The 12854-nt window shown below is 60.5% G+C and carries 15 protein-coding genes; 2 read left to right on the top strand and 13 right to left on the bottom strand.

What is annotated here, in order from left to right; genetic code table 11:
• Positions 1-123 precede the first annotated feature (123 nt).
• The 9 genes from CK224_RS09770 to CK224_RS09810 all read right to left on the bottom strand — a co-directional run bounded on the left by CK224_RS09770 (position 124) and on the right by CK224_RS09810 (position 6844).
• Positions 124-720 carry a phage tail protein gene (locus CK224_RS09770; protein WP_095781618.1) on the bottom strand — a complete coding sequence of 199 codons (597 nt, stop codon included), beginning with the start codon at positions 718-720 and terminating at the stop codon, positions 124-126.
• A 96-nt stretch (positions 721-816) separates the two neighbouring features.
• Complete coding sequence (locus tag CK224_RS09775; RefSeq protein WP_095781619.1) at positions 817-1653, bottom strand: hypothetical protein; 837 nt, start codon at positions 1651-1653, stop codon at positions 817-819.
• 345 nt (positions 1654-1998) lie between these two features.
• The gene (locus tag CK224_RS09780) at positions 1999-3810 is read right to left on the bottom strand and encodes a phage/plasmid primase, P4 family (RefSeq protein WP_245425857.1); all 1812 of its coding nucleotides are present in this window, start codon (positions 3808-3810) and stop codon (positions 1999-2001) included.
• On the bottom strand, positions 3807-5060 hold the full coding sequence (locus CK224_RS09785) for a P4 alpha zinc-binding domain-containing protein (protein ID WP_095781620.1): 1254 nt from the start codon (positions 5058-5060) through the stop codon (positions 3807-3809). Before CK224_RS09785 ends, CK224_RS09780 begins: the two co-directional genes overlap by 4 nt.
• Positions 5057-5818: a DNA methyltransferase gene (locus CK224_RS09790; RefSeq protein WP_210199653.1), complete on the bottom strand. Its 762-nt coding sequence runs from the start codon at positions 5816-5818 to the stop codon at positions 5057-5059. The genes CK224_RS09785 and CK224_RS09790 overlap by 4 nt, the downstream gene beginning before the upstream one ends.
• Complete coding sequence (locus CK224_RS09795; protein WP_095781621.1) at positions 5815-6054, bottom strand: hypothetical protein; 240 nt, start codon at positions 6052-6054, stop codon at positions 5815-5817. The genes CK224_RS09790 and CK224_RS09795 overlap by 4 nt, the downstream gene beginning before the upstream one ends.
• Complete coding sequence (locus CK224_RS09800; RefSeq protein WP_095781622.1) at positions 6044-6331, bottom strand: hypothetical protein; 288 nt, start codon at positions 6329-6331, stop codon at positions 6044-6046. Before CK224_RS09800 ends, CK224_RS09795 begins: the two co-directional genes overlap by 11 nt.
• Positions 6309-6599 (bottom strand): hypothetical protein, encoded by a 291-nt coding sequence (locus tag CK224_RS09805; protein WP_095781623.1) that lies wholly within the window; start codon positions 6597-6599, stop codon positions 6309-6311. Before CK224_RS09805 ends, CK224_RS09800 begins: the two co-directional genes overlap by 23 nt.
• Entirely contained in the window at positions 6596-6844 is a 249-nt protein-coding gene (locus tag CK224_RS09810; RefSeq protein ID WP_095781624.1) for a Cro/CI family transcriptional regulator, read from the bottom strand. The genes CK224_RS09805 and CK224_RS09810 overlap by 4 nt, the downstream gene beginning before the upstream one ends.
• Positions 6845-6927: 83 nt before the next feature.
• Here CK224_RS09810 and CK224_RS09815 point away from each other — a divergent pair, with 83 nt between their 5' ends.
• Positions 6928-7632, top strand: a complete 705-nt coding sequence (locus CK224_RS09815) for a helix-turn-helix domain-containing protein (protein WP_095781625.1) — start codon at positions 6928-6930, stop codon at positions 7630-7632.
• Positions 7633-7647: 15 nt separating this feature from the next.
• On the opposite strand, the gene CK224_RS09820 is transcribed toward CK224_RS09815, so the two are convergent.
• Both CK224_RS09820 and CK224_RS09830 read right to left on the bottom strand, forming a co-directional pair.
• Positions 7648-8454: a hypothetical protein gene (locus CK224_RS09820; protein WP_095781626.1), complete on the bottom strand. Its 807-nt coding sequence runs from the start codon at positions 8452-8454 to the stop codon at positions 7648-7650.
• A gap of 823 nt (positions 8455-9277) precedes the next feature.
• On the bottom strand, positions 9278-9679 hold the full coding sequence (locus CK224_RS09830) for a hypothetical protein (RefSeq protein ID WP_095781628.1): 402 nt from the start codon (positions 9677-9679) through the stop codon (positions 9278-9280).
• A gap of 494 nt (positions 9680-10173) precedes the next feature.
• Here CK224_RS09830 and CK224_RS09840 point away from each other — a divergent pair, with 494 nt between their 5' ends.
• Positions 10174-10866 carry a hypothetical protein gene (locus CK224_RS09840; protein WP_141245802.1) on the top strand — a complete coding sequence of 231 codons (693 nt, stop codon included), beginning with the start codon at positions 10174-10176 and terminating at the stop codon, positions 10864-10866.
• Between the two features lie 307 nt (positions 10867-11173).
• Here CK224_RS09840 and CK224_RS09845 read toward each other — a convergent pair whose 3' ends face one another.
• Together CK224_RS09845 and CK224_RS31920 are read right to left on the bottom strand one after the other, a co-directional pair.
• Positions 11174-11935: a thermonuclease family protein gene (locus tag CK224_RS09845; protein WP_245425859.1), complete on the bottom strand. Its 762-nt coding sequence runs from the start codon at positions 11933-11935 to the stop codon at positions 11174-11176.
• A gap of 92 nt (positions 11936-12027) precedes the next feature.
• The gene (locus tag CK224_RS31920) at positions 12028-12783 is read right to left on the bottom strand and encodes a hypothetical protein (protein WP_245425861.1); all 756 of its coding nucleotides are present in this window, start codon (positions 12781-12783) and stop codon (positions 12028-12030) included.
• Between the last annotated feature and the right edge of the window lie 71 nt (positions 12784-12854).

Here is a 12854-nt window from a genome sequence, read left to right on the forward strand (position 1 = left end):
TGACAACCCAACTTTTTCGATGGTCCGACTGGAGAAAATCCAGGGGCCGGTCTGCCCGTCCGAGGTCGAGGAGTGGGATACGGTCCCTATAACCTTGGGCGGCGGCGCGGCTGCCTTGCCAGGTCAGTCGAAGAAGCCGGGGAGCATGAAGCTGATCTCATTCATGACCCTCGGCGGCAGCTCTCGGTTGGCGAAGGCTGTGAACTCTTGCGCCGTGTTGCCCTTCACCATCTCGGCCGGGATGATGACCCCTGAATCCACGAATGAGACGGGCCGGCCCCACCTCCTCGAGGAGCGGTCCGGCGCGTAGACGTGGCCGCCCAAGCCCTTGACTTTGACGCGATTTGGGAACCGGCCTGCCTTGGTGAAATTTCCGGCAAACAGCCGCCGCGTGCCGAAAGGCGAAGCGGTCACGCCAGCCCGCGTCTCGCGCGGCTTGAAGTATTTGAGCGAGATGTCGCCGCCCTGCGTGCGCATGGCATAGGCGAGCTCGCCATAGTTGGCCCGCTCGACCTTGATCGCCCTACGGATCGTCCGGTACGGCAGGCCCGTCTGATTCGCGAGCGTCCGCGTCAGCTTGGTGCGCAACCGATCGCCGACATGATTGATGGCTCGCGCCAGCACAAAACTGCGCTGCATCTCGCTCAAGCAGCCCAGGGCGTTGTCGAGCCGCCTGAGCCCGGAGAGATCGGCCCACCTGATTGTCAGCAGGCCGTCCACACTCGCACTCCGAAAATGAAAAGCCCCGGTCGCGAGGAGCGCCGGGGCGAGTTCTTTCTTACCGTGATCAGGTCTATGTCAAGTTTCTGCCGCCCGTCAACGGACGGAGGCAATTTTTTTCGCGCGCTGGTTAGCCGTGCTCCCTGCGAGCCATACGCCCGGCCTGTCCTCTTCAAGCCAGGGCGTCATCGAGCGGTCGGAAGACACCAGCCGATGCGCGATCAGCTGCGGCCCGAGCTCGGCCTCGAGCCAGCGCAACGCCGCGACCCAGATCTGGTAGTCGAGGCGTCCCATGATGTCGCCGCTCGGATCGGTCGCGAACTCGTACTTTCGGTAAGCGCCCTTCGTCGGCCGCTTGAGGCGCTCGTCATAGCCATGCACCTCGATATCGTAGGCCTGGCCGTTATTGTCGATGACGCGCTTCATGACGAACCAGGCCGGCTTGCCGCCGCGCTCCGCCAGCCGAACCCTGGCAGGCTCCGCGGTCCAGTCCGGCTCCCGCCCGAGGATCGCGGTTCCGACGACCAGGCTAACAATGCCTTCGCCGCGTTGCGCGTGCGAACGGGCGCTATAGCGCTCAACCGCCCGCGCAACGTACAGCTCGGCCAAACCGTGCGTATCCGGCCAATCGGCCAAGCCATTCCAGCCCTGCGGGATGATGACCTCGCAAGCGGCCAGCGCGGCCACCGCCCGGCCGACCGTCACCGCATCCTCGTGCGGCTCGCCCTGCTCGATCCAGAAATTCTCGTAGTCCTTGCGGCCGCCGTCTATCAGCGCGCCGAACTCGCCAAAGCTGGTGATCTTGCCCCATGAGGAAGCCTGCAGCACGCGCCAGGCCGAATGCGGATTTTCCAGACCTTCCACGCCACCGCCCTTCGGCAGCTCATGGACGAAAGCCCAGGTCAACAGCTCTTCTATGTTCACCGTCTTCATCCGAACTTTCTCCTTCGTCCCTATCTCACTCTTATCAACCCAACTCGCCGCTCTTCGTCCCAAGCTGACAAAATGCAGAGCCTAGCAAAATCAGCAGGATGGGCGGGGCGCCGGGAAGGAAGGGGCGCAAGGGACGATGAATCTCGCGCCATATATGAGGACACCTCGCCATCCGGTGATTTCTTTCGAGGTGACCTCATCGCGCGCACGCGCAAACCGACACAATCGTCCCTAGCGTCCCTCGCGTCCTAACCTGCTGCTTTCCCAAACCCTTTGCGTCCGGCTCCCTTCCCCAACTCGCAATCTACCGTCCCTCGCGGCCTTGGCGCCCAAAAGGGGAAAGGGTCAGCCCTCAAAGCCGCATGCCTCCGGCGAAGCGCCGGGATCGCGCCCTGGCGGCCGCACGAACTCGTCCTTGACCCTGATGCCCCGGTAAATTGTGGTGCCGCTTTTCGCCTTCCAGAAGCGCTTCATCGCGCCTTCAGGCGATCGCCATGTCAGCCGCGTGTAATCGGGGAGCTTGCGCGAGAAGGTCGACGACTTGAACTCGGCCGCACCCTCGCGAGCTGCCCAATTGGCATAGCCGAGATGCAGGTCACCCGGCGAGGTCTCGTCCTCTTCCTTGCCCGTCACGATGCAGGCGTTCCGCAGGAAAGCACCGATCGGATCGCTCTCTTCCCGATATTCGCGGGTCGCGGCAAGCACGCTTTCCGGCGGTCGCAACCCATAGTTCAAATAGTCGAGCGTTCCCCGCACCAGCCAGGCGAAGACGCCGTCGGCTTCGGCGCGCAGCTTCTTGGGCAAATCACGATCGATCCTCTCCTTCGAGATCTGGACTTCCCACGGCACGAGGTAGACGCGGCGCCAGATCCCGTCGGAGGTGTCGTCGATGCGCGGCTTGTGGTTGCCCGAAAGCAGGATCTTGAACTGCGGCACCACCTCGAAGAAATCCTGGTGCAGCCGCCGCACCGCGATCTTCTCGCCGCCGGTCAGCGTCTTGATCAGCGCGTCCTTGAGCTTCACGCCCATTTCGGGTTCCGATGCGGCCACCAGCCGTGCCCCCGGCAGGCGCGCGAGGTCCGGCGTGGCCTCGTTGCCCCCTCGCCTGGTGTCGCCGGCGAAACTGTCGATCGACAGCGTCACGGCGAAATCGCCGAAAATCGAGCAGAGCAAGTCGACGAAGGTCGACTTGCCGTTCGAACCGGCGCCGTAGAAGAACACCAGGCATTGCTCGACGGTGAGGCCGAGAAGGCAATAACCTGCAAAGCGTTGCAGGAAGCCCCTGATCTCGGAATCCGGCTGCACCTCCTTCAGGAAGGCGTCGAAGACCGGAGCCGCAGCTTCCGGTCGATACTTGGCCTCGCCACTCTTCGAGATCAGGTCGACCGGGTTGTGAAGGTCGAGGCGCGGTTGCCACTCATAGACAGGATCCTGCGGGTCGGATTCCTCGTGCTCCATCCGCACGAAGCGCAGCGTGCCTGAGCGGCAGTTGAAAGCGTAGACGTCCCTGTTGAGGTCGCCCACCATCCTGGCAACATGCGGCAGCGCCTCCTTCATCATGTTGTCCAGCTTGGAGGAACCGGCCGAGCTTTTCGCATGACGATGCCGCGACGATTTCCTCGCATTGGCGCTCTTCCGCGCCTCATCGGCAGCGTCGATGATCTCTTCCAGCTCCATGAGCCGGCCGAGCTTCTCAGCGTCCCAGTCCTTCCTCGGCGCGCCTAAGCGCTTGCGCTCCAGGCGGGCGTTCCGGCCGGCCTCCAGGGCCCTTTCCTCATCCTCGGTCGCGCTCAGCAGCGCGGCCTCGGCCGAGATCAACTCGGCGGTTTTCTGGGCCAGCGGCCGGACCACCGAGCCATCTTCGTCCTCTTTCCACCGCATGCCATCGAAGCCATGCCAGCCAACGCGCGCCACATGCAGCACGCGCGAGCCGTGGCGGATCAGAAAACGGCGCCCATTGCCGATATCCGTTTCCGGTTCCGAGGCGCAGTCGCTCAGCACCGACTGCTCGTCGGGCTGTTCGGGCGGCCGCCGCCGAGGTTCACTCGCGCCGGGAAAGGGGGATCGGGGCTCTTTGGCATAGGCGGCGGCCTGGCGCTGGGCTTCCTCGAGCACGGCGGCCACCTGGTCCGGCATGGCGGGCTTCTTGCTGCTCACGCCACCCTCGCGGCTTCGGCAGCCATGGAGGCGAAGTCGCAGCCAGGCCGCGGCCAGACGATGGGGATTGCCCTTCCCGGCCGCGCATGCCGGGCACGGGCGCGCGCCATCGCCGCCGCGGTCATAACGCGCTCGGAGTCGCCATCGGCGAGCAGCACGAGCTCGGTGACCTGTTCGCCCATCCACATGGCGTCCTCGGGGTCCTGACCAGGTCGAGGAATCGGGCCGGCAATCATCACCGGTCGCGGCACGCCTTTCGAATCCGGCTTCTTCAATTCCGGATGGGCGAACCGCGAGGCGGAATCGGCCGGGCCGGCAAGATTGCCGAGATCGCCGGCGGCGAAATAGAACGTGTCCTCGCGCCAGCTCTCCCAACACGCAAAGGCCGCCCCGTTCTCGATACCCTCGCCGCCGACCCAGCGTGCGGCGGAAGGATCGCCGAAAAGCGGGATCAGCCCTCCCTTCTTCGAGCCCCGCATTTTCTTGGTCGGCAGGGCCTCGCCCGTCGCCGGATCGGTGAGCAGCGGCCGGCACTTCGGCGAGCAGCCGAGATCGATCCAGGTGATGTGGCAGCCGATCGCATTCAGGTCGGCATTGATGAAGGGCGCGACCATTGCCGGCCCAGTGTGGAGCTCGGTCGGCCGACCGTGCTGATCGTTGCCGTGCCAGTAGGCCAGTTCCGAAGCGCAGCGCAGCCATTGCGAGGCGCCAATGCGCCCGCAGCCGCGTGCCTCGAGATAGTCGATGACCAGCCGCCCGAATCGGCCGACGGATGCGGCGGCCCCGTAAATAGACCGGGCATTTTGCCGTTCGCGCTCACGATAGCCGATCTGCCGTGTGGCGCGTTCAGCCGCCCATGTTTCATTCAGCCGCCGGCGCTCTTCAAGGCGGCTGCGGCGAGCGATGGCTTCGGCCTCTTCCTGGCCCGCCTCGCAGGGAATCGGCTGCTGGAGCACAATGGAGCACGCCTCCAGCAACGCCGAGCGACGATGCAGGTCGAGGCCTTCGCAGTGGGCAGCCATGCCGATGCCGTCATTGCCGCCGGCGCTGCCAGACCGGCAGTTCCATTTGTTCTTGGCGGTGTTGAACGCAAAGGTGTCCGTTCCGCCGCAGTGCGGGCATGGCTGCGGGTGCTCGTGCCGGCGGCCGGTGAATTTCAGGCCGAGCCGTTTGGCAGCGTCCTCGATCGAGACGGCGCGGGCGTCTTCGACGAACTGTTCAATGACGGAGCTGCCAGACTGCGCGCTCAAAACAGCGAGTCCTGTTTCGGCTCAGCTGGTGCTTCGACAAACATGTCTGGCTGCGCACAGGCCTTTCGGATCCGCTCGCAGGCGATCTCGAAATAACCGGCATCAATTTCGATGCCGATGAAGGGGCGGCCAAGCTTCGCGCAAGCGACTCCTGTGCTTCCGCTGCCCATGAATGGGTCGAGCACCGTCTCACCCGAACTCGTGAACAAACTAAGCAGTTCGCGCATCAAGGGGACGGGCTTCTCGGTTGGGTGGCGCCCATCACGGTCGGGCTGATTGGTCAGATGGGTGAATACACCCCTGCGACCTCCGCCATTCCAATTGCTTCGACCGGTTCCACACCAGGCTGCAGCGATGCACTCGTAGCCTTGAGCCGGCATCTGTCCGTTGAATTGGGGCGAGGAGTCGGGCTTCACCCAGGCCATGCCTCTTTTGTATTTCAGGCCCGCCACTTCCATGGCATCTCGCCAAGAAGCGACAGCCTCCACTTGGCAGAAAGCGAGCATCCATCCGCTGCAGTTGCTGGCAGCCCAATTTGGGACGTAGCGGCGAACCTGTTCTGTAATTGGTGCGAAGTTCAACTGTGCAGGAACGTTATCGCGAATGCTTCTTTGCGTTCGGCGGACGGGGGCGTGGGCCTCCTTCTCGCAAGGCGGGTCGGTAATGACGGCGTGAACGCTCCGCAGGCGTGGTAACGCCTCAGCGCAATCACCAAGGATCAGACGGCAAGCGCCTATGATCTGTTCGCGCTGGTTCATTCGCACTCATTTCCGATGCCCTCGCCGCCGCGCGAGAAGTGACCTTCGGCTGCGACCAGCGCCCGCACCTGCCGGGCGGATAGCCCCAGGCGCGCGCGCACCTGCTCGGCGGTCTGGCCCATTTCGAACAGCAGCCGCACGCCTTCGGCCTGCATCGGCACAGGCAGCTTGAACAGCGTCGCCGCGTCGATGCTGCCGGGCGTTCCGAAGATCGCTTTTGCAGGTCTATCCAGCATCGCAGGTGCTCCCTGTTTCAGTGCTCTTCCCGTGAAACATCGCGCCGGCATCGCGCAGGGGCGGCAGGTAGAAGGCGCGGAAGGAAAGCCTCAGCCAATCGCAGACCGCGATGACCTTGGGCGCCGAGACGCCCTGGCCGTTGCAGATGCGGGAAAGGTCGGAAGCGCTTACCCCGATGTCGCCGGCGCATGCCCGCCAGCCGCGGCCGTCTTCCTCGAGCTTCGCCCGCAAGAGCTTGCCGAGCTCGCGATAATCATAGGCAGCGAGCCTGACCATGCCTGGCCTCCTTTTTGACAAACAGCGCCGGCTCCTCGCCTATCCACGCGCAGAGCGCCAGGAACTCGTCAGCGCCCGGATCGCGGCCACGCGCGGCGCGAAAGACCGCGTCGACCTCGACCTCAGCCTCCCGTGCAACCCGCGTCGGCGACTTGCCGCGATGGATGCGCCGGGCTTCGAGGAAGAGCGCAAAGAGCGTGAAATCGACCGATGTTTTCTGGCCTTCTCGGCCGTTTTCCGGCACTTTGATCGAGGAGGCGCGGCTCATCGCGGCGCCTCCTCGCCGCTGCCGGTCACGGCTTGGGAGGATACGCGACCGGCAAGAATATCGGGACCGAAGAGGTCCGGGCGCTGCGCATGGCGCGAGATGCCGGTGGCGCGCTCGATGTCGAGCACGCGTTCGGCAGGCACCCGCTTCCATGAGTAGAAAGCCTGGTGGCGGATGCCGAGATGCGACGCGAGCGCGCCCAATCCGCCAACCTTGGCGGCTGCGATTCTGACGATTTCGATCATGGGCGGATGGTAGGTATTACCTACCTACTCTGTCAACAGGCAATCGCTTGCAAAAAAGTAAGCAATAATTACTATGCTGCGGCATGATCGCGACCATACGCACCGACTCGACGACACTCGGACAGCGCCTGCGCCAGGCCCGCGAGGCTGCAGGCCTGACGCAGAACGACGTCGCCGATCACTTCGGCATCAAGCGTGTCTCCGTCACCCAATGGGAGGCGGACACCACCCGCCCCTCGATGGAGCGCCTGCCCGAGCTCGCCGCGCTGCTCAAGACCGATGTCGCCTGGCTGCTCGACGCTTCAGGCGCCGCACCGGTGCCGATCGTGCGCGAGCCGAAGCCGAAAGCCTCGCGCACGCCGATCATTCCCGGCCACGAGCTGGTCGGCGGCCGCGACCTGCCGATCTACGCCGCCGCCATGGGCGGTGAAGGCCACATGATCGTCACCTTCGAGGCGATCGACTGGGTTAAACGACCGGCGGTGCTGCAGAATGTGCGCGGCGGCTACGGCATTCTGGTGCGGGGCGAATCCATGATCCCCGCCTATTGGCCGGGCGACACCGCGCTGGTGAACCCGCATCTGCAGCCGGCGCGGGATTCGGACGCCGTGTTCTTCCATACCCCGCCCAAGGAACGTGGCGACGAGGAAGCGATCATCAAGCGCCTGGTCGGCATGAACGATCGGGAGTGGACACTGGAGCAGTACCGCCCGGCAAAGACGTTTACAGAGAGCCGGGTCGACTGGCCGATCTGTCATCGGGTGGTGGGAAAGTATAACGCGAGATAACACTGCCAACTGGGCTCATACCACGATCCCCAGCCACCTCCGGTTAAGGCCGAATCTCAGGAAAAGCTCTGCTTCTGGCTTGATGAGGAATTCTACCCATTTTCGCTTTGTATCGAAAACGTTTGCTCCATCGCTGCCATTCTTGACGATGAATTTTGCAAACTTTCCCGACATATCAAAAATCAGAGACACTTCATCATTGGCGCGAACAAGAAATCCCTCTTGATTTAGCTTCGTGTCATACACGAACGGGCCGCCATAATACCGATTGCGTCGCGGATCGATCATCATGTTTCTACGAGGATCGATCGACATATTCCGGTTTGGATCGATCATCATGTTCCGGTTGGGGTCGATCATCATGTTCCGGTTTGGATCGATCATCATGTTTCGGTTTGGATCGATCATCATATTCCGATTGGGGTCGATCATCATGTTCCGGTTTGGATCGACCAGCATGTTCCGGCGGGGATCGATCGACACGTTCTTATTGGGGTCGAGCATCATGTTTCGTCTTGGATCATTGGCGGTGGGAAAGCCGGTCGCTTGGCCTGCCTCGGATTCCTCGGACGAAAGGTCAAGCAGGAGAAGGTATTCCCCCTGCTGGTCGCTTTCCAGACTCGTGAAAACGGTGTACTCGCCCACCTCGAAGGTTATAAATCGCTCGCTTAGGGTGCGGACCCTGACGCCATCAGATCCAACAAGAATGTCCGATTTTTCCCTCGTCTCGATGAGCTCGATTACAGCTCCTAGTTCCCGAAGCCCGCTAGGGGAAACTTGGGTAAGTTTGGTGGTAAACTCGGGGGTTACGACAAACCTCACTTCATGATCCTCTCGAATTCTTCCATAGCGCTCGTCAGCTCGCCTACGTTCCCGCTACGAATGAGCTCCCTGTATCTGTCGGCAGCCTCAGGGAGACACTTACTCCTCATATACGCGCGACAATAATCATTACTCAAAAACACCTCAATTTTGCGCTCATGGATATAAAGAGCGCGATGATAGAGGAACGTAATTGCCGACAACAACACCAGACCACAGAAGCTCTTTGAGATATAAACGTATGACCAGAGCACGTCTCCTGCAGAAGATTTCCGCTATAAATGTGCCTGAGAGAACACCGGCGGCTATAGGAACTACTACTCCAAAAAGCGTCTTCCAGCCGGGAGAGTCCAATATCTTTTCGAGCGTCTTGGCGGTCAAAATAGAGTTTCCTAGGTCCAACCTTCGCAATCCAAAGACGGCATCCGAACCTATAGGTTGTCAACGGTGGTTTGAACGAATGCCGAAACCAAACGATCGTTCGAACGGGACAGAGCTTTCCCGAACTACGATTGACCAGCTGGCGCGGTTCATGATCCTCGCCTGTTGGCCGGGGCGACGCCATCGGGCAGCCAGGCGACATCGGTCTTTAGAAGCGCGGCGAGCTCAGGCAGCCGCTCCATCACCCGGTGAATCCACATCTGCAGCCGGCACGCGATTCGGACGCCGTGTTCTTCCACACCCACCCAAAGAGCGCGCCGACGAGGAAGCGATCATCAAAGCGTCTGGTGGGCATGAACGATCGCGAATGGACGCAGGGGTATTTGCAGAGGTGAAATGGCGGCAGCGCGTCCTCGGGAAAGCAACACGCTTGTTCCCGAGCTCAGAGCGCTTCATTCTTCCAAAAGTAAATAAACGCCGCGAACATGCCTGATGCCAGTTGGCCTAGGCTGTTTATTTGGTTGAGCTGCATTGGAACTAGGAAAATTTCCGTTGCCAACGCCGCTGCAGTAAGTAGAGCGAACATAAGAAAAACCGCTTTGCCAGAATAACTTCGTAGCACGGTGTCACATGCACGTCTCGCTGCCATCATGCCGACGAACGATCCGATGGTCACTGCGAAAAACTCGATAATGCCCGGACGGACAACCGTAAGCAGAGTCTGGGTGAAATAGATAATCATGCCAGCAATTGTGGCCACGATCAGATAGACGACTAAAGCCAGCACCATTGCTACGACAGTCTGTAGCAGCAGCGAACCTTTCGAACCCTGCGCAGCTTCCATTAGTTGCCCCTACTTACCATTTGTCCGATACGCAGCGAACCCGAATAGGCCGGCAGCAGCGATATTAAATATTGCCCAGATTTCCCTCGGCAAATGTATGGGCAAGAATGGATTGAAAATCAACGCGGCGGCAAACAGGGACCAGACCAGCGACTTACCGTCCCCGCCAGTCGATCTCACGTACATCGCGCAGTAGACCGCAGCGAAGAATACAATCACGCGGAGCAATTGATAGTAGCCGTATGGCCACGGCAGTACGGCTAGCAGCGACAGAATCACGACAGCAACACAGACCAACCGAAATACGCTGGCTGGCGTTGACAACATCGTTTTCAGCAAGGGACCCCTCCGACTCGGGATCGCAGAAGATCATCTTTGCTCGACCGGCGCAAGTTCGCCGTGTATCGCTTTGCTGTGTACGGAACTCCACACCAGTTGTATTTCGAAAGGCGACGAGCGAGCTTAGCACATTTGTGGAGTAGGGACGGGGTGAAATGCCAGATACGAAGACAACCACGCCAGCGGTGAAAAAGTCCTGTTTTGTCGTGTGCCCCATTGGTCCGGAAGCAAGTCCGACCAGGCGGCACGCCGACTGGTTGCTGCATGAGATAATCGAGCATGTCCTTGACGCAAATTTCCATGATCAGTTCGAGCTTGTGCGCGCCGACAAGATCGACCAGCCCGGAATGATTGACGCGCAGATTATCAGTCATCTTTTGGACGATGATTTGGTAATCGCAGACATGACCGAGTTAAATCCAAACGTTTTCTATGAAATTGGCATAAGGCACATGAAGGAGTTGCCAATCGTTCACATGGTTAAGAAGGGAGACGCGATCCCATTCGATGTGAAGCTGTTTAGGGCAATCACTTATGACTATGCAGATCCGAACGATTTGAGGATAGCGCGAAGTGATCTACGTCGAACTTTGGAGACTGTGCTCAAGCCTGACTACAAACCAGATAATCCCGTTATCCGAGCCCGCGGCGTGGTGAAATTGGTCGAAAGCGCTGCGCCGGAAACTGCCATATTGCAGCAGCAGCTGAGCGAAATACTCAGAAGGCTTTCCGCCGTGGAGAATAGCCCGACGCTGTCGATGCTAAGATACGGCGACAGTTCCGGTGGAGTCGAATTTCCTAAGGCGGTACCCGCCCACCGGTACCGCGCTCGTTGTGGACCTCTCTAGAAATTACAGCGAAGACACGAAGAAAAACATCGTTGGATCAATAGAGAAGGTCGTTAATACCTATGAGCGGAAAGCGGCAGTTTATACTTTCGGCAACGAGGTTCTTGTGAAATTCAGCGCCCAACTATCGGAATCGCTCCTTGCAACGATTTTTGACATGCTGAACTCTCATCCCGGCGTTTTGGGAGTCAAAATCTTTCCATCTGTCAAAAAGTAAGCGGCGACGTACCCTTTGATGCAGGAAAGAGCAGCAAACATTCAGTGTTGGGCAGAGCCGACTTTTCCTAACAGGGTATGGTGCAGGGTGCTATCGCTTCGACCGCCGCCAACCTGCAGCAACGGCTTCGCCTTCCGAGCAGAACCACCTTTCCCCTTTGGCCTGGTTGATGGTGGTGACGCTGTAATATCTCTGGCCGGGCACGTGATAGATGCGCTCGCCTTCTGCCGAAATGTTGCCCTTGATGTTGCAGCCGGCGCTGCCGCTGCCGAGCGCGAAGGTTGGCGTCGCCGGCGCCTGCACATCGTCGCTGTGCTGTGCCCGCCAGTCCCAAGGCGCTTCGAAGTTGCCCACCCATAAGCCGAGCTTCGCCGCCTGAGCCTTGGCCTGTTGCGCCGCGTAGGCGCCGCCGCTGTATTTCGGCCAGTCCAGCGCTTGCCCGTGCTCGACCATCCATGCGGCCACGTCGGCCCCGTCGGCGTGTGTGCAGTTGCCGACAAAGCGCCCATATCGGTCCCATGTGACGAACGAGCATTGCACCGGCTTGGAGGCCGCAAGGAATTTGTCCAGCGCCTCGGCCGCGCGGCGGCCGCAAGGATATTCGAAGCCTTTGGCATCATCGCAATATTGCCGGCTCTCCGGCGCATCGATGCCGTTGAAGCGCACACGCTCACCGTGGATCTCGACCGTGTCTCCATCGATCACCGATGCAACGCCGGCGATTGATGCCGGCCTCGGCTTGATGATGTTCTGCAGGTTGATTTCCGGTAGCGATCCGCTGTTGTGCATGACGAATTGCGTGACCAAGGCAGAAAACGCAGCCACCGTCACGAGCACAAGACGAAGCGGCACGCTTGCCCATCGCCCGGATCGTGAGCGCTTGGAACCTGCGCGCCCTCGCCACTGGTCAGAGCGATTGTCGTAACGGGACCTGTCTATGCCGATCACGGCGCGCCGCCCGGGCGGCTCTCGGCCGAGCGGCCGCCGCAGCGCGATCCATCCGCCGCCCTGCTTTCGTCGGTCGGACAATTGCCGGTGTAGCCGCCTCCGCCTGATGCAGGCGATCTATAGCGTTGGATCACAGCCACGCTGCGTTGCCCGTCGCGTTCAATATGCGTGTTGTTGCTGTTCGGATTGAACGGATCGACCGTTTGCAGAAGCGAATTGGTATTGTTTGCGTCGCCGGACGCAAGCGTCATCGTATCGTAATTGTTCAAATGGTCGGCAGCACAGCCCGACAACAGCACCACACTCGCTGCGGCAAAATACGATCGCAAATCCACTGAGGCATCCCCCGACACCGGCTGACATAATGCTCCATTTGCATTTTGTTGTCGAATCCCGCTTTGACGGCTTGCCATTCGCGCCAGGCTAAGCAACGTTGGCAGCGGGTCGGACATATTGGGGGGACTATGAAGCGGTTTGGTTTGACCGTCGCTGCTTTCGCTTGCATTGCGGGCTGCGCCACGCCACCGGACAAAATAGCAGGCGTGCCGAATGCTGGTCCTTGCACTCAGGCGGACAAAGAGCGTCTGGCGGTTCTGACCAATCAGCAGAACAAGGCCGCGACCGGCGATGCTTTGGGTGTGTTCCTTATCGGCGTCCCGGTCTCGTCTATGTCTGGTGGCGACCACGAAACCGAAATAGCCGTTCTGAAGGGACGCTGCGGACCGCCTAAGACGTGATTGCGTCTTCGGCAAGAAGAGCTTCGAGTATTGCGGTGGCGGTTGCGTCCTCGAGCACAAGGCACAGGCTCACGACTTCCGCGTCG

Source organism: Mesorhizobium sp. WSM3862 (assembly GCF_002294985.1).
Lineage (GTDB): Bacteria > Pseudomonadota > Alphaproteobacteria > Rhizobiales > Rhizobiaceae > Mesorhizobium.